The organism is Dactylosporangium sp. CA-139066 (assembly GCF_050936175.1).
GTDB lineage: Bacteria > Actinomycetota > Actinomycetes > Mycobacteriales > Micromonosporaceae > Dactylosporangium.
Window position 1 is genome coordinate 5,538,392 of the sequence record NZ_JBNJNH010000001.1, and the last position, 22,822, is coordinate 5,561,213.

The 22,822-nt window shown below is 74.4% G+C and carries 18 protein-coding genes; 13 read left to right on the top strand and 5 right to left on the bottom strand.

The genetic code is table 11. The features are described from left to right. Window positions 1–21 precede the first annotated feature (21 nt). Window positions 22–771 (bottom strand): tyrosine-protein phosphatase, encoded by a 750-nt coding sequence (locus ACQEVU_RS25345; protein ID WP_433327633.1) that lies wholly within the window; start codon window positions 769–771, stop codon window positions 22–24. 400 nt (window positions 772–1,171) lie between these two features. On the opposite strand from ACQEVU_RS25345, the gene ACQEVU_RS25350 reads away from it, so the two are divergent. The 4 genes from ACQEVU_RS25350 (at window position 1,172) to ACQEVU_RS25365 (ending at window position 4,532) form a co-directional block, all read left to right on the top strand. Further along, window positions 1,172–1,435, top strand: coding sequence for a ribbon-helix-helix domain-containing protein (locus ACQEVU_RS25350; protein WP_433327634.1), 264 nt, complete (start codon window positions 1,172–1,174; stop codon window positions 1,433–1,435). Next, window positions 1,432–1,833 carry a hypothetical protein gene (locus ACQEVU_RS25355; protein WP_433327636.1) on the top strand — a complete coding sequence of 134 codons (402 nt, stop codon included), beginning with the start codon at window positions 1,432–1,434 and terminating at the stop codon, window positions 1,831–1,833. The genes ACQEVU_RS25350 and ACQEVU_RS25355 overlap by 4 nt, the downstream gene beginning before the upstream one ends. Before the next feature lie 91 nt (window positions 1,834–1,924). Continuing rightward, window positions 1,925–2,725 (top strand): hypothetical protein, encoded by an 801-nt coding sequence (locus ACQEVU_RS25360; protein ID WP_433327638.1) that lies wholly within the window; start codon window positions 1,925–1,927, stop codon window positions 2,723–2,725. Between the two features lie 1,051 nt (window positions 2,726–3,776). After that, entirely contained in the window at window positions 3,777–4,532 is a 756-nt protein-coding gene (locus tag ACQEVU_RS25365; RefSeq protein ID WP_433327640.1) for a lysophospholipid acyltransferase family protein, read from the top strand. A gap of 234 nt (window positions 4,533–4,766) precedes the next feature. Here ACQEVU_RS25365 and ACQEVU_RS25370 read toward each other — a convergent pair whose 3' ends face one another. Then, on the bottom strand, window positions 4,767–5,318 hold the full coding sequence (locus tag ACQEVU_RS25370; protein WP_433327642.1) for a LuxR family transcriptional regulator: 552 nt from the start codon (window positions 5,316–5,318) through the stop codon (window positions 4,767–4,769). Between the two features lie 73 nt (window positions 5,319–5,391). Next, window positions 5,392–7,926, bottom strand: a complete 2,535-nt coding sequence (locus ACQEVU_RS25375; protein ID WP_433327644.1) for a LuxR C-terminal-related transcriptional regulator — start codon at window positions 7,924–7,926, stop codon at window positions 5,392–5,394. 227 nt (window positions 7,927–8,153) lie between these two features. Here ACQEVU_RS25375 and ACQEVU_RS25380 point away from each other — a divergent pair, with 227 nt between their 5' ends. The 4 genes from ACQEVU_RS25380 to ACQEVU_RS25395 are packed head-to-tail and all read left to right on the top strand — an operon-like array spanning window position 8,154 to window position 13,217. After that, on the top strand, window positions 8,154–9,671 hold the full coding sequence (locus ACQEVU_RS25380; RefSeq protein ID WP_433327646.1) for a dynamin family protein: 1,518 nt from the start codon (window positions 8,154–8,156) through the stop codon (window positions 9,669–9,671). A 55-nt stretch (window positions 9,672–9,726) separates the two neighbouring features. Next, window positions 9,727–10,521 carry a nucleotide exchange factor GrpE gene (locus ACQEVU_RS25385; RefSeq protein ID WP_433327648.1) on the top strand — a complete coding sequence of 265 codons (795 nt, stop codon included), beginning with the start codon at window positions 9,727–9,729 and terminating at the stop codon, window positions 10,519–10,521. Continuing rightward, window positions 10,518–12,440 carry a dynamin family protein gene (locus tag ACQEVU_RS25390; protein ID WP_433327650.1) on the top strand — a complete coding sequence of 641 codons (1,923 nt, stop codon included), beginning with the start codon at window positions 10,518–10,520 and terminating at the stop codon, window positions 12,438–12,440. The genes ACQEVU_RS25385 and ACQEVU_RS25390 overlap by 4 nt, the downstream gene beginning before the upstream one ends. 15 nt (window positions 12,441–12,455) lie before the next feature. Then, window positions 12,456–13,217 (top strand): hypothetical protein, encoded by a 762-nt coding sequence (locus ACQEVU_RS25395; RefSeq protein ID WP_433327652.1) that lies wholly within the window; start codon window positions 12,456–12,458, stop codon window positions 13,215–13,217. An 84-nt stretch (window positions 13,218–13,301) separates the two neighbouring features. Here the strand turns inward: ACQEVU_RS25395 and ACQEVU_RS25400 are convergent, their stop codons facing one another. Beyond that, on the bottom strand, window positions 13,302–14,807 hold the full coding sequence (locus tag ACQEVU_RS25400; protein ID WP_433327653.1) for an Hsp70 family protein: 1,506 nt from the start codon (window positions 14,805–14,807) through the stop codon (window positions 13,302–13,304). Window positions 14,808–14,911: 104 nt separating this feature from the next. On the opposite strand from ACQEVU_RS25400, the gene ACQEVU_RS25405 reads away from it, so the two are divergent. The 5 genes from ACQEVU_RS25405 (at window position 14,912) to ACQEVU_RS25425 (ending at window position 22,158) form a co-directional block, all read left to right on the top strand. Continuing rightward, a complete protein-coding gene (locus ACQEVU_RS25405; RefSeq protein ID WP_433327654.1) occupies window positions 14,912–15,676 on the top strand; it encodes a glycerophosphodiester phosphodiesterase family protein in 765 nt (254 codons plus the stop codon). 21 nt (window positions 15,677–15,697) lie between these two features. Next, window positions 15,698–17,044 (top strand): MFS transporter, encoded by a 1,347-nt coding sequence (locus ACQEVU_RS25410; RefSeq protein WP_433327655.1) that lies wholly within the window; start codon window positions 15,698–15,700, stop codon window positions 17,042–17,044. 44 nt (window positions 17,045–17,088) lie between these two features. After that, on the top strand, window positions 17,089–20,073 hold the full coding sequence (locus tag ACQEVU_RS25415) for an AfsR/SARP family transcriptional regulator (protein ID WP_433327657.1): 2,985 nt from the start codon (window positions 17,089–17,091) through the stop codon (window positions 20,071–20,073). Between the two features lie 11 nt (window positions 20,074–20,084). Next, the gene (locus tag ACQEVU_RS25420; protein ID WP_433327658.1) at window positions 20,085–20,795 is read left to right on the top strand and encodes a thymidine kinase; all 711 of its coding nucleotides are present in this window, start codon (window positions 20,085–20,087) and stop codon (window positions 20,793–20,795) included. A gap of 70 nt (window positions 20,796–20,865) precedes the next feature. Beyond that, a complete protein-coding gene (locus tag ACQEVU_RS25425) occupies window positions 20,866–22,158 on the top strand; it encodes an MFS transporter (protein ID WP_433327659.1) in 1,293 nt (430 codons plus the stop codon). 58 nt (window positions 22,159–22,216) lie between these two features. Here ACQEVU_RS25425 and ACQEVU_RS25430 read toward each other — a convergent pair whose 3' ends face one another. Next, on the bottom strand, window positions 22,217–22,768 hold the full coding sequence (locus ACQEVU_RS25430; protein ID WP_433327660.1) for a histidine phosphatase family protein: 552 nt from the start codon (window positions 22,766–22,768) through the stop codon (window positions 22,217–22,219). Window positions 22,769–22,822 lie beyond the last annotated feature (54 nt).

A 22,822-nucleotide genomic window follows, 5' to 3' on the forward strand; every position in this document is an offset into this window, starting at 1 on the left:
GTTGAGGCATCCGTGCGCTGCCTACGGAGCAGCAGGGGTGAGCAGCGCTCTGATCGCGCGCAGCTCGTCGGGAGCCAACAGGTCGGTCGCGTCGAACGTCGCGATCCACTCGCGCAGAGCGGGCGTCCTGTCCGTCAACTGACGTTCCACGTCCTCCGCGGCTGTCGGCTCCTGCTGGTGCTCGCGCCAGTTGCCCTGGCCGGGGTCATAGACCCAGGCGTGCCCGGCATGCGCCGCTGCGCCACGCCACCCGGCCGCGTAGTCATCGATGATGGCGTGGTCCGTCGCGCCGGCGATGTGCAACAGCATCGCGGAGATCATGCCGGTGCGGTCCCGGCCTCCCGCGCAGTGCACGAGCACTGCCCCGTCTGCCCGGGCGACCGCGCGCAGCGCGGCGGAGATCCGGTCGGGGGCAAGCCGGGTATTGTCGGCCCAGCAGCGCGGATGATCCAGGAACGGCCCGCAGACCCGGAGGAACTCGGTGTCATCAGGGTCTTCGGTCGGCGCCGGCACGAAGACCAGGCCCTGCAGCGACTCGGCGCTGATGATCGGATGCTCTGCTCGCCGCTGCGTCTCAGCCGGTGCGTTGCGCAGGTCCACCACCGTGCGCACGCCCGCCGCCTTCGCCGCAGCCCACCCTGCATCGGTCAGGTGCTCTGGCGCCGCCGAACGGAACACCTTCCCGAACGCCGTGCAGCCACCGGCGCGCAACGCCCGACCACCCAGGTCCCGCACGTTCCGGCCACCCGACCAGTGCAACACGTCCATCATCGCCTCCGCTCAAACGACTTCCATGCCGTTCATATCGCGCTTGGTCACGCCAGGACCAACCGAGCACGGCGCACGCTCATGCCGCATGCGACGCGCGGCCCGACCCCTACGGGCCAATACGCTGCGTGACCAGAGAACCTGGACCGGCGACCGCGCCCGGTTGCGTTGCTTGCGCTGCGACTTGCCTCAGATTGATTGGCAAAGCGAACTCCTGCGTTGCCGATCAATCTGAGGCACCGCAGGTCAGCCGGAATCAACTACGTTGCTTTGGTTGGCAACGGACAGTTCGGTTGCGGATCTTCGGACAGCCGGGCCGGAACGGCGCTGGTCGTGACGAATGTCCTCCGGCCGGGTGACACGACGCTAGGTGAGCGGCGTATGCGGCCGCTACCCTGTGCGTATGCGTGAGGTGCGCAAGGAGCGGGTCACGGTGACCATGCCCGCCGACGACGCCGCGGCGGTGCGGCGGTTCGTGGATGCGGGCGGGGCGGAATCGGTGTCGGCGTACGTGGCCGAGGCGGTGCGGGGCCGGCTGGCCCGGGACCGGGCCCTGCTGACGCTCAACGAGCTGTACGCGTCCCGGGGCGTGCGGCTGGACCCGGAGCACCACGCGTGGGCGCGTGAGGTGCTGGGGGTGGCGCCGGCCAGCGGGCCGGTGTCGTGACCGCGGTCGGGGGCCGGATCCTGGACAGCTCGGCGATCCTGGGGTTCGTGGCGGGCAAGCCGTACTCGTCGGCGATCGTGTGGCACGCCGTCGACCAGGGCGTGGTGCTGGCCGTGCCGGCGGCGGCGCTGGCCGAGGCGTGGGCGCAGACGTCGCCGAAGGACTACGACGTGCTGAAGGTGCTGCTGGCGCTGCCGGTGGTGGTCGTCGACGACCTGACCGCGGCCGACGCCGTGGACAGCGGTGTGCTGTTCGGCGGCGAGGGCGGCCCGGCGCTGGTCGCGGCGGCGCACGTGGTCCGGCGGGCGCAGGCGCGGCCCGGGTGGGCAATTGTGACGGACCGGGCGGAGATGCTGCGCACCCTGGACCCGCAGGCGGAGATCGACGAGCTGCCCTGACCGCCGTACGGTGTGTCGGACTCGGAAAATGTCATAGGTGGCTGGTATGACTGTTCCGACACATGTTCGATTCAGCGGGTTGGAGGGTGCGATGGTTGCCGCGCGGACCGCGGCCAAGGGCTTGTCGACGGTGGATCTGGAGCAGATCCGGGACACCGTCGCGGCCGGCCGGAAACCGAAGGTCGTGTTCACGGAGCAGGCCGGACAGATCGCCGGGCAGCTGGGCCAGGTCGTCGCGTTGACGGACCCGGAGCTGTCCGACGAGTGGGTCGTGGTCCGCTTCGGCCGCGACGAGCTGCCCTTCTCCCCCGCCGACCTGGCGATCGCGCCGAAGACCGCGCCGGTCAAGCGCGCCCCCGCCGTTCCCGCACCTCGTGAGGAGAGTCCCGTGCCAGCCCCTTCCGTCACCGCCTCGCCCGCCGACGCCGCGCCGGCGGCGTCCGACTCCCCCGCCGCGCCTCCCTCCCCCGCCCCCGCGACGCCGGCACCTGCGGCGACGGCTGCGGCCGCGGCCGCGGCTTCGTCCGAGGCTGACGCCGCGGGCGAGCCGGCCAAGGGCGACACCGAGTCCAAGTCGTCGAGCCGGCCCCCGGCGAAGAAGGCCGCGCCGAAGCCGAAGGCCCCCGCTGGTCTCACAGTGACCCTGGCCTACGCCGACGGTGAGTGGACGGTGGCCGCGAACCAGGGGGCGAAGGCCCTCGCGAAGCCGTATGTCATCAAGGCCGGCGAGGCATTGAAGATGGTCGCGATGCTCGACGTGCCGGGCGTGCACGAGGCGGTCGAGGAGATCGTCGCCGCGGCCCGGGCGGAGGCGGAGACGCAGGCGGAGCGGCTGCGGGCGGAGCTGGCGGAGATCGAGGCCCGTTTGGCAGAACTGCGCGAGGCCGAGTAGCAGCCCCGCCGGTCCTCGCGGCTTCCGCCGGTCCTCGCGGCTTCCGCCGGTCCTCGCGGCTTCCGCCGGTCCTCGCGGCTTCCGCCGGTCCTCGCGGCTTCCGCCGGTCCTCGCGGCTTCCGCCGGTCCTCGCGGCTTCCGCCGGTCCTCGCGGCTTCCGCCGGTCCTCGCGGCTTCCGCCGGTCCTCGCGGCTTCCGCCGGTCCTCGCGGCTTCCGCCGGCTGAGCCGGCTCCCGCTGGCCGAGTCCGGTCGTGCTTGGGCGAGCGGCTTTGGCGGCTTTGCCGGGCTTGGCCGGCGAAGTTGCGTGCGGCCGTGCGTTGGCTTTGCCGCACGTGGTCGGCGGAGTTGCGTTCGGCCGAGTAGCGGTTCCGCCGGCGACGGCTGGCCGGACCCCGCCGCGCAGGTGCGGGCGACCGGGTCGGGTTCCGTAAGACCGGCTGGTGGCGCTGCGGGTCCGCGACGAATGGCCGACCGGGTCAGCTTCCCGGCCGACGGTGGGCCGCCCATGGCATCGGCTTGGGCGGCGCACGCCTAGGTTGCCGGGCGTGGGCGGGATGGCGGTGTAGGGCCGGTTTGGTGAAGACGAGCCGACGGGACGGTTGCGTCGCGGGAGTGTGACGCTACCGTTCCCATGGTCGGCTCGCCTGAGCCGGCCGGTCCGGTGTGCGTCGAGAACGTCCCGGCCGTCGTGAGTCGGCGCCGATCCGGGCGGGCCGGGTGGCCGGCCCGGCGGGTGCCGCGGCAGGGCCAGGACGGGAACGGTACGTGAGCGACGGGGAGCCGGGCGGCGGGCAGCACGCCGACGACGCATCCATCACCGTGGTCGAAGGGCATCCGAGCCCGCCGCCGCAGCGTTCGCCGGCCGAAGACAGTTCGGGGCCGGGGCGCGTTGCGGAAGCGTCCACCGACGCCGGGCCGGATCGCCTGGCGGACGAGCCGGCCGTTGTGGTCGCTGCCGAGGCTGCTGCTGCCGCTGTTGCTGCCGGGGGCATCGATGAGGTCGGCCTCTCCCCCGCCACTGCGGGCGCGGATGCGGCTCGTGGTGGCGCTGTGCGGTGGCGGGTGCCGCGGACGTGGCGGGTGCTGCTCGCCGTGGCGCGCGGTGTCGTCTTCCCCGTGGCGCGGCTGCGGGTCACCGGGGACGTGCCGGCGCAGTTGCGTGGCGGGCCGGTCATCCTGGCGGTCAACCACATCGGGCCGTTCGACCCGATCGCGATCACGGCCGCGTGCCGGGTGATCCGGCTGGCGCCGCGGCTCATGGCGACCGGCGGACTGTTCCGGGCGCCCGTCGTCGGTGGTGTGATGCGCGCCGCGGGGCACATCCGGATCAACCGGCGGCAGGCCGACGTCGCCGCGGCCGTCGACGACGTGACCGAGGCCCTGGCGGCGGGGTCGCACGTGCTCGGGTACCCGGAGGGGCGCATCACCCTGGACCCCGGCATGTGGCCGGAGCGCGGGAAGACGGGTATGGCGCGGGTGGCGCTCGCGACCGGGGTGCCGGTGGTGGCGGTGGCGCAGTGGGGGGCGCACGAGGTGGCGGCGTGGGGCGGGTTCGGGCCGACGGTGCGGGCGTTGTGCCGGGCCCTGGTACGCCGGCCCGTCGTGCGGGTGCATTTCGGGGCGGCGGTGGACCTGTCCGGGATCGAACCGGGGGTGCCGGGGGCGGCGCAGCGGGCCACCGACCGGATCATCGACGCGATCACGGCCGAGCTGCGGCCGTTGCGGGCCGACGAGCCGCGGCTCCCCCGCTACATCGACCCGGTACGGCCGTTGAGCGTGCAGCGCCGCCACCGCCCGTCCAGCTGAACCGGCCGTCCAGCTGAACCATCCGCCCGGAACGGAACCGAGTGCCGCTTGAGCCCAGCCGGCTACGCGCCAAACGCGGCCACCGAGGCGCTGGTCCACGGCGACGCGCCGGCGCACGCAACGCTCGACGGCGTGCCGAGGTAAAGCCGCGGCATTTGGGCCCGGGCGGCGTGTGCGGGGTCAGCGCACGCGAAGAGGCGCTGCGGTGGTCCCGGAAATGGCCACCCGAAGTGGTCAGGCGCCCTCGCGGCGCATGCGCAGGTAGGCCAGGACCGCCTCGCGGGTGGTGCGGACGCCGAGGACCTCGCGGGCCTCGGCGATGCGGCGGTTCGCGGTGCGCAGCGACAGGAACTCGGCGGCGGCCGCCGCGGCGATGGTCTCGCCGCCGGCGAGCCGCTCCAGCAGGGCGCGCTGCTCGGGGGCGAGGACGGGGCCGCCGGCGTCCTCGGCGGGGGCGGTGCCGAGCTCGGCGTCCGGGTCGGTGGTGACGGGGCCGATGCGGCCGAGGTCGGCGAGCAGGGCGCGGCCGATCTCGACGGTGGTGTCGCTGATGGCGACGATGCCGGCGCCGCGGGCCGCGGCGAGCAGGGCGAGCTCGGCGGTGTCGGCGTCGGCGACGCGGCCGAACAGGGCGAGGCGGGCGTCGGAGACGTCCCAGGCCTGGTCGGTCAGGGCGAAGCCCTCACGGGTGGTCCAGCCGGCGCGGGCCAGGCGGCGCAGGACGGCGGTGGCCTCCGCGCCGGTCGCCACGACGTACCGCGGTGCGAGTGCGGGGTCGTGCGCCATCAGCGGCCCATCGGTGAGGACATGCGCCCACCATGCGATGAAGGGGTCGTCCCGTGCAAGAGCACACCTTTGCTCATCCAAGTTCCTCGATCGCCAGGGCGGCGGCCTCGGTGCGGGTGCGGGCGCCGAGCTTGCGCATGCCGGAGCGGATGTGGGTTTCCACTGTCTCGCGGGAGATGCCGAGCTGGCCGGCGATACGGCGGGTGGGTTCGCCGTTGGCGACGAGGCGCAGCACGTCGCGTTCGCGGTCGGTGAGCTCGTCGCCGGCGCGGCGGCCGCGGGTGTCGCGGCGGATCGAGTGGCGGCGCAGGGCGCGGCGGGCCCGGCCGAGCAGCACGATGAGGCCGGCCTCCTCGGCGAGGCGTTCGGCTTCCAGCAGCGGGGGGACGGCCTGGTCGGGGGTGTCCTCGAGGACGCCGGCGGCGAGCAGGCAGCGGACCTCCTCGCGGCGGGCGAGCTCGTGCCAGGCGGCGGCGGCCGCGGTGAAGCGGTCGGGGGCCTTCCACGCCTCGAGGGTGGCCCGCACGGGTGGCAGGGAGCCGTCGGCGAGGGACGCGTCGGTGGTGGCCAGGCCGGCGTCGAACGCGGCCCAGCGGGCGGTGATGCGGCGCAGGCCGTCGACGAGTGGTGAGGCGGTGTCGGCGTCCGCCGCGGCGGTGGCCTGGTCGGGGCGGCCGTCGAGCCACGCCGCCTCCCGGGACACCCAGTCCAGGACGGGGCCGGCGGAGGCGGGGCGGTTCTGCAGCGCCTCCAGGCGGGCGCGGGCGGGGGCGAGCAGGCCGCCGTCGGCCTCGGCGAGGCTGGCGGCGGCGACGGCGTAGCCGCGGGCGAGGGCCGGGAGGGTGCGGTCGGCGAGGTCGCCGGCGCGGCGGACGACCTCGTCGATCTCGTCGCCGCGCAGGGCGTCGCACCACAGCTGGGCGGCCAGGAACCGGGTCTGCCAGCTGTAGGCGAGGTCGCCGGCGCAGGCGGCGGCGGCCGCGGCGGCGGCCTGGGCGGCCTCGGCGAGGCGGGCGTCGGCGGTGAGGGTCTCCACGAGCAGCCACGCCGACCAGCGGGCGGCGAGGGCGTCGCCGGCCTGGCCGGCCGCGGAGGCGGCGGAGGCGAGGCCGTACTCCCAGCCGGGCTGGCGGGTGCCGGCCCGCACGGCGGCGATCGCGGCGCGCAGGCCGGGGTGGGCGGGCGCGTCGCCGTGGACCTTGAGCAGCTCCTCGGCGCGGGTGAGGGCGCCGCCGGCGTCGGTGGTGAGCATGGACAGCAGCCGGATGCGGTCGCGGGCGCCGAGCGTCTCGGCGGGCGCGTCGTCGGGGACGGCCGCGACCGCGGCGGCGGCCTCGACGGGGCTGCCCTGCTGCAGCAGGGCCTCGCCGCGCAGGACGGCGGCGGCCGGGTCGACGCCGCCGGGGAAGAACCGTGGCTCGAGGACCCGCAGGGTGGAGCCGGGGCGGCCGGCGGCCAGGGCGGCGCGGGCCGCGGCGACGCGAACGGACGTCTCGACGTCGACGCCGGGCAGGTCGCAGGCGAGCAGGAGCAGCTCGGCGCGGTCGCCGGAGGACTCGGCGGACGCGGCCGCGGTGACGGCGACCTGGTAGGCCTCGGCGGCGGCGCCGGCCGCGGCGAGGTGCCGGGCCGCTTCGCGGGGCGGGACGAGGGTGGCGAGGCGGCGGTGCAGGGCGGCGCGTTCGGCGGCGTCGAGCAGGCCGGCGGCGACCTCGGCGGTGTACGGGGAGACGGGGGCGGCGACGCCGTCGGTGAGCTCGACGAGGCCGGTCTCGACGAGCTCGGTGAGGCCCTCGCCGAGGACGGTGGCGGTGACCGGCCGGCCGAGCAGGCCGAGGGCGGCCATCGCGGTGCGGGCGGGGCGGGTGAGGTCGGCCAGGGCGCCGGCGACGGCGTAGGCGAGGCCCTTGTCGAGGCCGGCGTCCGGGCTGTCGCCCGGTGCCCCGCCCTGCGCGGCGTGCTTGGCGAGGGTGACGACGGCGAGGGGGACGCCGCCGGCGCGGCGGACGAGGTCGGCGACGACGGCCGGGGACGCCGACGGGGCGAGCTGGCGCACGAGGGCGGTGGCGGCGTCGGCGGGCATCGGGGGTACCGACAGCCAGGCGGTTGCGGCGGCGCGCAGCGCGCGTTCGGCGTCACCCGGGAGGCGGTGCGGCGTGCGGAGGCTGACAACTATCCGACAGTGTTCGGCGATGGCCGGGAGGGCGGCCATGGTCAGCGGATCCGCCCACTGCAGGTCATCGAGGAGCAACAGGCCGTGACGGACGCGGGAGCGGACCGCCTCGGCGAGCAGCGGCGCCTCGTGTGACGGCAATCGCACCCGGACCGCCCGCGACAACGGCAGTGCCGGCACGCCGCGCAGCATCGCCAGGCCGCCGCCGGAGAACACCGCGCCGCGGAACGACTCGCCGAGGCGCTTGAGCACGCTCGAACGGCCCGTCCCGGGAGCGCCGGCGATGACCACCAGACCCGGGTTGTGCAGGGCGTCCACCGCCGCGGCGATCAGCTCGGGCGGCGGCCACGCCCCGGCAGGAACGCTCGCCCGGCCGACCACCGCCGACCCGGCCGCCGAGGCTGCGGCGGGCTCATCAGTCGGTGCCTCAGGCACGGGTCGCCTCCATTCCTGGCACGAACATGGGATCCTGCGCGCGCAGGATATTCGTAATGTGTGTGCCGTACGTGCGTGACATGACGGTACTGATTGCACCCAGGAGCGAATAATGAGCGAGGTCCACCCCTTGGACACCCGAGGGTACGTCGGCATTGTGGCTGAACCCACCGGCCTCGCGCAGTCGGTGATCAGTCTGTGCGCGCCGGCGAAGCGGAGCTGACCCCGTGGCTCCAGGACCGCTGAGCTCCCGCGTGGCCGACCTGTGCGGCGAGGTCGGCAACCGCCTCGGCGGTGCCGCCCAGGCTCAGGTGGTCGACGTGCGGCGGCGGCTGGGCGAGCCGCTGCGGGTCGCGATCGCCGGCCGGCTCAAGTCCGGCAAGTCGACCCTGGTCAACGCCCTCATCGGGCGGCGGGTCGCGCCGACCGAGGTCGGCGAGTGCACGCGCATCGTCACGCAGTTCCGCTACGGCACCTCCGACCGCGTCGACGTCGTCAAGCGCAACGGCGCCCGGGTCAGCCTCCCCCTCGACGAGGCCGGCATGATCCCGCAGCGGCTCGGCGTGGCCCGCCACGAGGTCGCCTACGTCGACGTCACGCTCACCAGCGACCACCTGCGCGACCTGACCGTCGTGGACACGCCCGGCCTGTCCAGCGCCAACACGTCCGTGTCCGACCAGGCCCGCCGGTTCCTGTTCTCCGAGGCGCCGATCGACGACGACCTCGACTCCGACTCCGCCGGGGCGCTGTCCGGCGCCGAGGCGATCATCTACGTGTTCACGCAGTCGGTCCGCGAGGACGACGTGCAGGCCCTGGAGGCGTTCCGGTCGATCTCGGCCCGGCTGTCGAGCAACCCGATCAACTCCCTCGGCCTGTTCAACAAGGTCGACAAGCTCGCCGGCGGCGGGCAGGACCCCTGGCCGATCGTCGCGCCGCTGGCCAACGACCAGTCGAAGGTGCTGCGGCGGGTCGTCTCCGACGTGGTGCCGGTCGTGGGGCTGCTCGCCGAGACGACCGAGGCGGGCCGGCTCACCGCCGCCGACTGCGAGGCGCTGCGCCAGCTCGCCGCGCTGCCGCAGGGCGAGCGGACCGTGCTGCTGGCCTCCGTCGACCTGTTCACCACCCGCGAATGCCCCGTCACCCGCGAGTCGCGGGAGCGGCTGCTGCGCCTGCTGGACCTGTACGGCATCAGCTTCGCCATCGCCCAGCTGGTCGCCAAGCCGACCCTGGCCACCGGCGAGCTCGTGCGGATGCTGTTCCAGGCGTCCGGGTTCCCGCGGCTGCGCCAGACCCTCGACCACGCGTTCCGGTGGCGCACCGACGCGATCAAGGCCGGCTGGGCCCTGTCGAGCCTGGAGAAGATCGCCAGCCACGCCGAGCGGCCCCACGACCGGGAGCTGCTGCGCGACGCCATCGAACGGGTTCTGCAGCAGCCCGAGTCGCACCGGCTGCGCCTGCTCGAGGTGGCGCAGCTGGTCACCACCGGCGCCGTCGACCTGCCCGACCAGATGGAGGGCGAGCTGACCCGGCTGGCGCTGTCCAACGACCCGGGCTGGATCCTCAACCTCGCCGGCTCCGACCGTGACCAGATGGTCCGGGCCGCGCTCGACGCCGCCACCCGCTGGCGCGCCTACGCCGTGGCCGGCGCGTCGCCCTCGCAGTCGCGGGTTGCGCTCGTCGCGCACCGTGGTTTCTACCTGCTGTCCCAGCGCATCCGCGGCGGGGGGCAGGGCAATGCCCGCTAACGTGACCACCACCAGCCCAGCAAATAGCCGAGGCCCCCACCCCCAGGAGCCGAAGATGTCCTCCAACAGCCTGCGCCTCGTCGCGGTTGCCGTCGCGCTGATCATCGCGGTGCTCACCGGCGCGGCGACCGGCCTGATCAGCGGCGCCCCGGACTGTCCCGCCGGGACGGTCACCGCCGGCGGGCCGACGCCGACCGGCAGCGACGCGGCCAGCGAGCTGGGCAAGAACGCCGGCACGAAGACCGGGCCGCCCGCCGAGCACGGCACGAACGAGGCCCTGACCGTGAAGACCCCGGCGTGCACCGCCCGGGAGTCCTTCGGCGTCGAGCCGGCCCTGGTGGCGTTCGTCGGCACCCTGTTCGTCGGCGCCGCCCTGCTGCTGTTGTTGCTGCTCGCCTCCCGCCGGCCCGCCGGCTCGGCCGCGCCCGTGTCGGCGCCCCCCGCCGGGCGCGGCAGCGGCCAGGCCGACGCCGACCGCCGCGCGCTCGTGCAGGCCTCGATCTACGTGCGGGACCGGGTCACCAGCAAGGCCCTCGGCGACCGGCTCGGCGCCGCCCTGCAGGAGGCCGGCGTCACCACCCTCGAACCGACCGGGGTCCGGTTCGACCCGGCCCACCACGAGGCCGGGGGCACCACCCCGACCACCGACCCGGCCCTGACCGGGCAGATCTCCGGCGTCGAGGTCCCCGGCTACGTCGACCGCGACGGGCGGGTCCTGCGGGCCCCGATCGTCACCGTGTTCAGCACCGGCCGCAACGCCGGCGGCACCACCGGCGCCCACCCGACCGTCCCCGGCCCGCACACGGGCCAGCACACCACGCAGCAGCCGCGCAGAGAGCAGCCACGATGACCTCGACCTCCAACCCGCCCGCCGGACAGCAGGCGGCGAAGAAGCCGGCCGACCCGACCGCGGCGCTGGGCAAGCTGCTCAAGGCCGGCGTCGAGGGCAGCCTCGCCTACCTGCGCAAGATCGACCCGGACGCGGCCGCCGACATCGACCAGGAGCGCCGCCGCGACGTGCAGCGGCCCCGGATCGTCGTCGTCGGCGAGACCAAGCGCGGCAAGAGCTCCCTGACGAACATGCTCATGGGCGTGCCCGGGCTGTCGCCGGTCGACGCGGCCGTGGCCACCGCGTCGTACCTGGAGTTCCAGCACAACCCGCAGCACGGCGCCCGCGCCTACGTGCCCGGCCGCGAGGACCCGATCCCGATCGGGCTGGGCGACCTGCGCGACTGGGGCACCGTGCTGGGCCGCATGCCCGACGGGATGCGCCCGCCGCGGCGGATCGAGATCCACCACTCGGCGCCGCTGCTGCAGTACCTCACGCTCATCGACACCCCCGGCACCGGCGGCCTGGACTCGATGCACGCCGAGGTGGCCATGGACGCCGTGGAGAAGGCGACCGCGCTGCTGTTCGTCGTCGACTCGTCCTCGCCGTTCTCCAAGCCGGAGATGAACTTCCTCATCGAGGCCAGCAAGAAGGTCAACTTCGTGCTGTTCGCGCTGACGAAGGTCGACGCCTACCCCGGCTGGCGCACCATCCTCGCCGACAACAAGGGCCAGCTGCAGACCCACGCGCCCCGCTTCGCCTCCGCGCCGTGGTTCCCGGTCTCGGCCCGGCTGGCGGAGCTGGCGATGCAGATGCCGAAGGAGTCCGCCGGCGAGCTCATCCGCGAGTCGCGCATCGCCGAGCTGCAGCACGCCCTCATCGACCTGGCTGGCAAGGGCCACCTGCTGCAGCAGGCCAACGTGCTGCGCTCGGTGCGTTCGGAGTACATCCGCGTCGACCAGGAGCTCGGCGACCGGATGAAGGCCACCGACCCCGACCCGGCCGACGCCGAACGGGCCAAGGAGGAACGCGCCCAGGTCGCCACCCGCAAGCGCACCGAGTCCCGGCAGTGGTCCCTGGCCCTGTCCACGGAGACGCAGCGGGCCCGGGTCGAGGCCACCACGCGGCTGCGCAACTACGTGACGCAGCTGCAGGAACAGTTCATGGAGAAGATCGACAAGGGCGGCCGCGGCGACATGCAGGAGCTGCCCGCCGAGCTGGACAAGGCGCTGTATGCGCTCAGCGTCCGGCTCAGCCACGACCTGGAGTTCCGCTTCCGCAAGGTCGGCGAGCGGGTCCTGGCGCAGGTGTTCAGCCCCAACGAGCTGCAGCACGTGCTGCGCGGGCTCAACGCGCGGCTGCGCCACGCCCTGGGCACCAAGCCGCGGCGCGAGCAGTCCGGCGACGGCGCCATGGTGGTCATGTCCTCGGCCGGTATGGCGATGATGGCCGGCCGCCTGCCCGGCATGCTCGGCGGCGCCAGCGCGCTCGGCGCGGTCGGCCTGGCCGGCGCCGGGCTCGTCCTGCCGGTCGTCGGCATCGGCCTCGGCCTCGCCGCCGGCGCGTACATGATCTTCAAGCGGAAGAGCATGGCGGACAAGGTCCAGGCCCGCACCTGGCTGCGGGAGGTCCTGGGCGAGGCCCGCGCCGCCCTGTCCGACGAGATCATGCACCGGTTCACCGACCTGCAGTACGCGCTGACCCTCGCCCTCGACGAGGCGATCGAGCGGCGGCTCAAGCAGCTCGACGCGCACATCGCCAACATCGACAAGTCACTGGCCGAGGACAAGGCCGAACGCGCCAAGCGCAAGGCCGTGCTGAACACCGAACGAGAGGGCCTGCGCTCCCGCATCAAACAGGTCGACGAGGTGCTCGTGCGCATCCGCGCGCTCACCCCGAACGCGCCTGGCGACGCGGGCGAAGCGGCGGCCGAGGCGTAAGGGGGTCGAGGTTCGATGGACGGGCACTGGGACTGGTCGGACGGCGACGACGCCGACACCGCCGACCTCGGCGGCGACGGCGGCCACGACCTGCACGCCGACTTCTCCTCCGACTACGGCGGCGACTTCGGCAACGGCGGGCACGACCTGCACGCCGACTTCGGCGGCGCCGAGGACCACGACCTCGGCGGCGGGCTCGACGCGCACCACGACTCCCTCGAGGAGCCGCTGGGCACCGAGCACGCCACCGCCGAGTACGACCAGGCCCTGCACGACGGCCACGACACGGATCCCGGCTACGACGAGTCCGGCGGCGGCGAGCACCACGACGACCCCGCAGCGCACGACGAGCACGGGCCGCACGACGAGCACGGGCCGCACGACGAGCACGGGCCGCACGAGGACCCGCTGCGCCGCGACGACGAGGAGCAGCCGGGGCACGAGGCCGCGTTCGGCACCGACCCCGACGTCCACGCCGGCGCGGACGACCCGGCCTGGCACGACGTCCCGTTCCCCGAGCACCTCGAGCTGAGCGACCCGCCGGAGCCGGTCGACGGGTTCCCGTGGACCGACGCCGACGTCCTCGGCGGCGGCGACCACAGCCTGTCCGCCGCGTTCGACCCGGCCGCCGCCGAGCACGGGCCGGCCGAACCGGGCGGCCTGGCCGACTACGCCGGCGTCGACGTGCCGCCCGGCGCCGACCCGTGGAGCCTGCTGCTGGGCTCCGAGGACCCGGCCACCAGCAGCCTGGCGACCTTCTGGCTGCCCCAGTCATAAACGCAACCAGTCAGAAGCACAAAACCATTGCGGCGGCGGTACTCCCGGGAGTACCGCCGCCGCTGTCTGTGCTCTTGGAGGGTCTTACTTCAGGGCCGTGTAGAGCAGGATCACGAACAGGACCGCCACCAGCACCAGGACCACCACGATCACGGCGATCCAGTTGCGCTCGGCCGCCTCGCCCTGCTGCGCCGGCGCCTGCCGGGCCGCCTGGGGCGGGAACGGGCCGGGCCGGGCCGGCTGCGGCGCCGGCTGGGGCCGGAACACCGGCTGCTGCGGCACCACCGGCTGCTGCACGACCGGGCGCGGCGCGACCTGCTGCGGCGGCGGGGCCACCGGCGGGCGCGGAACCTGCTGGACGACCGGCGGGCGCTGCTGCACGGCCGGGGACACCGGCACGCCCGACATCGGCGCCGCCGACACCGGCGCCGGCTGCACCGGGCGGGGCGGCTGCGGCGCCGGCCGCGGCGGCGCGGTCACCTGCCGGGGCGTGCCCGACGTGCGCACCGGCGCGGCCGCGGCGCCGATGCACAGCGCACCCTCGACCACGACCGTCTCCGGCTGCTCCAGCGTCGTCGGCGCCACCCCGAGCTCGGTGTGGATGAGGTGTGCCGCGAGCGGGATGCGCGACGAGCCGCCGACCAGGAAGATGCCGACCATGTCCTTGGGCTGCAGCCGCGCCGACTCGATCGCCCGGCGCAGGCACGCCACCGTCCGCTCCAGGTAGGGCCGGACGAGGGTCTCCAGCTCCTCGCGGGTCAGGTGCGCGTCGATCTCCATCGACGGGATGTGGATGTCGGTCGACGCGGTGCGCGACAGCATCTCCTTCGCCCCGCGCACGTCCTCGTACAGCATCCGCCGCAGCCGCCGGTCGGAGGCGTCGGTCGGGTTGGCCAGCGACGCCCACTTCTCCGGGTGGCTCTCGGAGTACGTCTTGCCGAGGTGCTCGATGATGGCGTGGTCGAAGTCGAGGCCGCCGACGTCGGCCAGGCCGTCCTCGGCGAGGACCTCGAACCCGGACTGGGTGCGGCGCACCACGGTCGCGTCGAACGTGCCGCCGCCCAGGTCGTAGATCGCCAGGCTGCGCCCGACCGGCACGGCCGAGCCGAGCACGGCGGTGAAGTACGACGCGGCCCCGACCGGCTCGGCGATCAGCCGCGGCGTCTGGTTGCTCGGCACCAGCCCGGAGATCCGCGTCGCCTCGACCAGCAGCGACCGGCGCCGCTCACCCCACCGGGCCGGGTGCGTCAGGCGCACCTCCTCCGGTGCCGCGCCCAGCTGCCGCCGCGCCTCCTGGTTGACCTGCGCCAGCACGTGCGCGAACAGCCGCGGCACGGGCATCGGATGCTCACCGATGAACACCTCGCCGTCGTCGATGCGGCGCTTCGGGTTCGGTTCGAACCGGGCCGGGTCGAGCCGCGCGTTACGCTCGGCGTCCCGGCCGACGAGGACCTTCCCGTCGGTGTTGAAGTACAGGGCAGAGGGCAGCAAGGGGGAACCGTCGAACAGCAGCGGTCGCATCCGCGCGTCAGCCGTGCGGACCATCGCGACCGTGTTCGACGTGCCGAAGTCGATGCCGAGCACGCGCATGTGCGTCACCCTACCTTTGCCGTTGCGCGCTCTGCGTCGGCCGTCAAGCCTGCCGTAACCCGCCGTTGCGCGAAGTTGACCTTAGACCCCTGCATACTGGCCGCGTGAGAGAGCAGGTCCCCTACCTCGACGCGCCAGGACCGCTGGGCTTCGCCCACCGCGGCGGGGCGGCGGCCGGTGACGAGAACACGACAGCGGCGTTCGCCCGTGCGGCCGAGCTCGGGTACAGGTACATCGAGACCGACACGCACGCCACCGCCGACGGGGTCGCGGTCGTGTTCCACGATGACACGCTGAAGCGGCTCCTGGGGCGCCCGGGTCGGATGATCGACTTACGGTGGGCGGACCTGCGCACCGAACGCGTCGGCGGCGCCGCCGCGGTGCCCCGCCTCGACGAGGTCCTCGACGCCCACCCCGGCATCAGGTTCAACATCGACGCCAAGACCGAACACGCCGTACGGCCGACGGTCGAGGTCGTCGAGCGGCTCAAGGCCCACGAGCGCGTCCTGCTCGCCTCGTTCTCCTCCGCCCGGCTGCGGCGCCTGCGCGCCCTCGCCGGCCCCACCGTCGCCACCTCCATGGGCATGCGCGAGGTCGCCGGGCTCTGGGCGGCCTACCAGGTCGGGCACCGCTACACCCCCGCCGAGACCGTCGTGGCCGTCCAGATCCCGCCGCGGTACGGCCGCATCAGGCTGGCCACGAAGAAGTTCGTCGACTACTGCCACCGGGCCGGGCTGCAGGTGCATCTGTGGACGATCGACGACGCGGCGGAGATCTCCCACTTCCTCGACCTCGGCGTTGATGGCATCATGACCGATCACATCGAGGTGCTGCGCGACGTGTACGTCCAACGCGGCATCTGGCCGTAACCCGCCCAGGAAGGGTCCACAGTGGAACTCAGCACTCGTCGTGAACGGGTCGGCTGGTACTTCTACGACTGGGCCAACTCGGCGTTCTCCACCACCGTCATCACCGTCTTCCTCGGCCCCTACCTGACCTCCATCGCGGAGAAGGCCGCCGGCTGCGACGGCGACGCCTGCGACAACGCCACCATCCACCCGCTCGGCATCGCCATCGCCCCCGGCTCCCTGTTCCCCTACACCGTGTCGCTGTCGGTGCTGCTGACCGTGTTCGTCCTGCCGGTCGTCGGCGCCATCGCCGACCGCTCCGAGCGCAAGAAGGAGCTCCTGGCGCTGTTCGCCTACATCGGCGCCGGCGCCACCATCGCGATGCTGTTCCTCACCGGCGACCGCTACCTGCTCGGCGCCGGGCTGTTCCTGCTCGCGAACATCTCCTTCGGCGCGTCCGTGGTGGTGTACAACTCCTTCCTGCCCCAGATCGCCGACGAAGAGGACCGCGACCGCGTGTCCAGCTTCGGCTGGGCCTGGGGGTACCTCGGCGGCGGCCTGCTGCTGCTGCTCAACGTCGCCGCGGTGCTGTTCAAGGGCAAGCTCGGGCTCACCACCGGCGAGGTCGCCCGCTACAGCCTCGTCTCCGCCGGCGTGTGGTGGGCCGGGTTCACCACGATCCCGCTGCTGCGCCTGCGCAACCGGCCCGTCGTGGCCGCCGTCGACGTCGAGGAACGCAACGTGCTCCTCGACGGGTTCCGGCAGCTGTGGGCGACGCTGAAAAGCCTCAAGGCGTACCCGCTGACGCTGTTCTTCCTCGTCGCCTACCTCATCTACAACGACGGCATCCAGACCGTCATCTCCCTGGCCAGCCAGTACGGCACCGAGGAGCTGCAGCTGTCCGACAGCGTCCTGGTGCCCACGATCCTCATGGTGCAGTTCCTCGCCTTCGCCGGCGCGCTGCTGCTGGGCCGGCTCGCCCGCGCCATCGGCGCCTGGAAGACCGTCCTGGTCAGCCTCGTGCTGTGGACCCTCGTCGTCCTCGTCGCGTTCTTCCTGCCGGCGAAGCAGGCGGTGCCGTTCGTCGTGCTCGGCGGCGCCATCGGGCTCGTCCTCGGCGGCAGCCAGGCCCTGTCCCGGTCGCTGTTCTCGCAGCTGATCCCGAAGGGCAAGGAAGGCGAGTACTTCGGCATCTACGAGATCTCCGACAAGGGCACCAGCTGGCTCGGGCCGCTGCTGTTCGGCCTCGCCTACGACGCCACCCGCAGCTACCGGGTCGCGATCGTGTCGCTGCTGGTGTTCTTCGTCGCCGGGTTCATCGCCCTCGCCGCCGTCCCGATGCGCCGCGCGATCGAGCAGGCGGGCAACACCCCGCCGGCCCGGCTCTGACGGCGTCTGTCGCCGGGACAACACCCTGCGTTAAGGTTCGGTTCGTGCGATACCGGCTGCTCGGTCCGCTCGAGGTCGACGTCGCCGGGCGCCGGCTGGAGATCTCCGCGGCCCGCGACCGGATCCTGCTCGTCATGCTGCTGCTGCAGCCCGGCCGGGTCGTCACCCTGCCCCGGCTCGTCGACGCCGTCTGGGGCGACGCCGCCCCCGCCACCGCCCGGGCCCAGCTGCACACGTGCGTGTCCCGGCTGCGCCGGCAGCTGCCCGGCGCCATCCACACCGACACCGCCGGCTACCGGCTCACCGTCGCCGACGACGACCTCGACACCCTCGTCTTCGCCCGGCTCGTCGCCGACGGCCGCGCATCCCTGGCCGCCGGGGAGCTGCACGCCGCCCGCAAACACCTCCGCGACGCCCTCGAGCTGTGGCGCGGCCCCGCCCTGGCCGGCGTCGACAGCCCCGGCGTCCAGGCCGCCGCCGTCGCCCTCGAGGAACGCCACAACAGCGCCCTCGAGGACTGCATCGACGTCGAACTGCAGCTGGGCCTGCAGGCCGAGCTCGTCAGCCAGCTCACCGGCCTCGCCGAGCAGCACCCGCTGCGCGAACGCCTCCACGGCCAGCTCATGACGGCCCTGGCCCGGGTCGGGCGCACCGCCGACGCCATCGCCGTCTACCTGCGCCTCGCCGAGGCCCTCGACGAACAACTGGGGCTGGCCCCCTCCGCCGCGCTGCAGGAGTTGTACCGCGGGCTGCTGCAACCCACGACGACCCCGTCCCCGGCGCAGCACCCGCCCCGGCCGGCGCCGCTGTCGGCGCTGCCGCACCCGGCCCGCGTGCCGGTGCCGACCCCGTGGACGCTGCCCCGCGACGTCGCCGACTTCTCCGGCCGCGACGACGTCGTCGCCCGGCTCGTCGCCGCCGCCCACGCCGGCCGCGACGGCCACCCCGTCGTGCTCACCGTCGACGGCATGGCCGGCGTCGGCAAGACCAGCCTCGCCGTCCACGTCGCGCACCTCGTCGCCGACCGCTACCCCGACGGGCGGCTCTTCGTCGACCTGCGCGCACACAGCGAACGGCCCCCGCTCGCCCCGCACGACGCCCTCGGGCTACTGCTGCGCCACCTCGGCGTCGACGCCGAACGCATCCCCGCCGACCCCGACGAGCGCATCGCCCGCTGGCGCACCGAGCTCGCCCAGCGGCGCATGCTCGTCGTGCTCGACAACGCCGCCGACGTCGCCCAGATCACCCCGCTGCTGCCCGGCTCCTCGGCCAGCCTCGTCGTCATCACCAGCCGCCGGCGCCTCGGCGGCCTCGACGGCGCCGCCAGCGTCTCCCTCGACGTCCTCGACGACAGCGACGCCGCCCGGCTCGTCGCCACCGTCGTCGGCGACCGCGCCGCCCGCGACCCCGGCGCCACCGCCGAGGTCGTGCGGCTGTGCGGCGGGCTGCCGCTCGCGCTGCGCCTCGCCGCCGCCCGGCTCGCCCACCGGCCCTCGTGGACCGTCGCCGACCTCGCCGAACGGCTCCGCCAGGCCAACCCGGCCCCGCTGGACCTCACCGTCGACGGGCGCTCCACGCAGGCGGCGTTCGACCTGTCGTACCGCCAGCTGGACGAGCCGGCCCGGCGCCTGTTCCGCCTCGCCGGGCTGCACCCGACCGGCGAGTTCACCGTCCGCGTCGCCGCCGCCCTGTCCGGCGCGCCCGTGCGCGACACCGACGAGCTGCTCGGCCGGCTCGTCGACGCCCACCTGCTCATCGAGCCCGTCGCCGGCCGGTTCCGGCTGCACGACCTGCTGCGCGAGTACGCCGCCGGCCTCGCCGCCGCCGACCCCGAACGCGGCGCCGCGACCGAGCGGATGCTCCGCTACTACCTGCAGGCGACCGCGGCCGCGACCCGCCCGTGGGAGCACAACCGGCACCGCGGCCCGGTCGACGACGACCCGCCCGGCCCGACCGTGCCGCGCTTCGCCGACCACGTCGCCGGGCGGCGCTGGCTGGAGGCGGAGGTCGGCAACATCGTCGGCGCCATCGGGCTGGCCGAGCGCTCCGGCCTGCACCGGTACACCTGCCTGCTCACCCGGGCCCTGTGGGCGTTCCTGTTCCGCAACTCGATGAACGAGCTGTCCATCGACCTGCACCGGCGGGCCCTGGCCGCGGCCGAGGCGCTCGGCGACGCGTTCCTCATCGCCATGACCCACAACTACCTCGCCTCCGCCTACGTGCGGGCCGGGCGCGGCGACGACACGATCCGGCACCTGCACAGCAGCATGGCGCACCCGGCGTGGCGCAACATGGCCACCAACAACCTCGCCGCCGTCTACCAGACCACCGGCCGCACCGCCGAGGCGCTGTCGATGCTCGAGCGGTCGATGACCGTGGAGACGCCGTTCAGCAGCCAGTGGACGTGCCTGGCGACGCTGCTGCGCACCGTGGGGCGCACCGACGAGGCGCTGCGCGTGGCGCAGCGGCTGCTGGTCGTCGGCCGCACCGCCGGCCCCGGCCAGCTCGCCGCGGCCGGCGCCCTGCAACTGGCGTTCACCCGCCAGCAGCTCGGCCACCACCGGGTCGCCGCCCTGCTGCTGCGCTCGATCGTCGAGCACCCGCCGACCTCGGACGTCGGCCCGGCCGCCGTGTGCGAGGCCCGCAGCCTGCTCGGGCTGAGCACCCTCGCCCTCGGCGACCCCGAGCAGGGCCTGGCGCTGCTGCGCGCGGCGCAGCGCGAGGCCGAACACCTGGACCCGCCGACCGGCTGCCTCATCGACAACAACCTCGGCGAGGGGCTGCGCGCCACCGGCCGGCTCGACGAGGCCAAGCTGGTCCACGCCGGCGCGCTGGAGCGGGCGCTGCGCATCGGCTACCGCGCCGAGCAGGCCCGCGCCTACGAGGGCCTCGGCCTGTGCACCGACGACCCGCGGCTGTCCCGGCAGCGGCTGCAGGCGGCGCTGGAGCTGTACGAAGCGATGGGCGCCACACAACGCGAGCAGGTGGCGGCGCGCCTGCGCGCCATCGACGGCCCCGGGGGCAAGTAGGCTCTCACGCCGTGACGCCAACCGACGACGACCCCGACGCCTGCGTGGCGGCCGGCGACAGCCGCCTGCGCCGCGGCGGCCGGCTGAAGTTCTTCTACGGCCCGATGGACTGCGGCAAATCCACCCTCGCGCTGCAGATGGACTACAACCACGCCCGCCAGGGCCGCCACGGCCTGGTCCTCACCACCATCGACCGGGCCGGCCCCGGCCGGCTGTCGACCCGCATCGGCCTGGGCAAGGACGCCGTCGACGTCGCCGGCCTCGACCTGCGCACCCTGGTCCGCGACCGGTGGGCCCGCGGCATCCGCGTCGACTACCTCATCTGCGACGAGGCCAGCTTCTACACCGTCGAGCAGATCGAGCAGCTGGCCGACCTCGTCGACAACTCCGACGTCGACGTCTACGCGTTCGGCCTGGCCACCGACTTCCGCACCGCCCTGTTCCCGGCCGCGCAGCGGCTCTTCGAGCTCGCCGACGAGGTCACCAAGGTCCAGGTCGAGGTGCTGTGCTGGTGCGGGCGCCCCGGCCTGCTCAACGCCCGCGTCGTCGACGGCGTCATCGCCCGGCAGGGCGACCAGGTCGTCATCGGCGACACCGCCGCCGACGGCGCCGGCGAGCCCCCGCCCGCCGACGTGCACTACCAGGTGCTGTGCCGCCGCCACCACCGCGTCGGCGACCTCGGCCCCGCCGCCCGGGCCGGCGGCCAGCTCCGCCTCGTCTGAATTATCGGCGTTCGCTCGTCTGCGTTATTCGGTCGCCGACCGGCGGGCGCCTCGCTACGCTGCGGCGTTCGTGAGCCTGACAGACCGGTTGCGGCAGCTGCGCGTCGACGGGCGGCCGCTGCGCCGCCGCGACTTCCGGCTGCTCGTGGCCAGCGGCGTGATCACCATGTTCGGCAGCTTCATCACGATCGTCGCCGTGCCGTTCCAGGTCAAGCAGCTCACCGGCTCGTACGTCGCGGTCGGCGCCGTCGGCGTCGCCGAGCTCGTCCCGATGGTGCTCAGCGGCCTGTGGGGCGGCGCGATCGCCGACGCCGCCGACCGCCGCCGGGTGATCCTGTGGTGCGAGGCCGGCATGGCCGTGTGCACCGGCGGGCTGCTCGTCAACGCGCTGCTGCCCCATCCGGCGGTCTGGCCGCTGTACCTCGTCGCCGCCGCCGTCGCCGCCCTCGACGGCCTGCAGCGCCCGTCCCTCGACGCGCTCATCCCCCGCCTGGTCCCCCGCGAGGAGCTCACCGCGGCCGCGGCCCTGCAGGGCCTGCGCTACCAGATCGGCGCCATCGCGGGCCCCGCCGTCGGCGGCGCGCTGGTCGTCGCGGCCGGCGTTCCCGTCGCGTACGCCATCGACGTCCTCACCTTCGTCGCGTCCATCGCCCTGCTGTTCGCCCTGCGCCCCGTCCCGCCGTCGGAGCACGCGGAACGCCCGAGCCTGGCCGGCATCGCCCGCGGCGCCCGCTTCGCCTGGTCCCGCCCGGAGCTGCTCGGCACGTACTTCGTCGACCTCACCGCCATGTTCCTGGCCATGCCCATGGCCCTGTTCCCGTTCGTCGCCGACGCGCTGCACGCCCGGTGGGCGCTCGGCCTGCTCTACGCCGCCCTCCCGGCCGGCGCCATGCTGGTGTCGCTGACCAGCGGCTGGGCCTCGCGCGTGCACCGCCACGGCCTGGCGGTGCTCCTCGCCGCCGCCGCGTGGGGCGCCGCGATCACCGGTTTCGGCCTGGCCCGCGACATCTGGACCGCCCTCGCGTTCCTGGTCGTGGCCGGCGCCGCGGACATGGTCAGCGGCCTGTTCCGCTCCACGATCTGGAACCAGACGGTCCCCGACCACCTGCGGGGCCGCCTCGCCGGGATCGAGCTGCTGTCGTACTCGATCGGCCCCACCTCGGCGCAGCTGCGCTCCGGCGTGATGGCCGGCTTCACGGGCCTGCGGACCGCGATCGTCGCGGGCGGCCTGCTGTGCGTGGGCGCGGTCGCCGCGTGCACGGCCCTGATGCCGGGCTTCACCCGCTACGACTCGCGGACCGCCCTCACCCCGGACCGGGCGCTCCCACCCGACCGCCTGGAGTCCCCCGCGGAAGCACGGTAGGCAGCGCGCAGACCGCCCCGAACCCTGCCGCGCACCGCTGGGATGGAATGCGCCCAGGTCACGGCTCCAAGTGGCCGGTGTCGTTGAACGCGACCAGCACCGGCGGCCGCCCCGGCTCCCACTCCACGATCGTCAGCCCGCAGTTGGCCTGGTTGAGCCCGATCCAGCGCCAATGCGGGGCGTCGAGCACATGCCGCACGAACCAGCCGATGACGAAGTTGTGCGTGACGACCAGCTCATCTCCCGTCCGCGCCGCGAAGTGTTCGACGGCCGCTCGCAGCGCCGCGGCGTCCGGGTCGCGCTCCTGCACCGGGACGGTGTCGAGCCAGGGCAGGTAGCGGGCCGGGTACTCGGCGCGGAGGGCCGGCGACGGGAACGGGGTGCGGTCCGCGGCGTGCTCGCAGGCGTGGCGGGGAATGCCGGGCAGGTGCCGGGCCACGATCTCGGCGGTCTCGGCCGCCCGGGGCAGCGCGCCGTGATGGATCGCCCCGAACGGGATGCCGCGTAGCCGTCGGCCCAGCCGTTCGGCCTGGTCCCGGCCGCGGGCGGTGAGGCCGGGTCCGTGCGGGTCCCGCTCGCCGTGGCGGAACAGGTGCAGGCGGACGGTCATCGGATCAGCAACCAATCGGTCCGAGGGCGGTGCGGCCGGCCCCACGCGGATCCC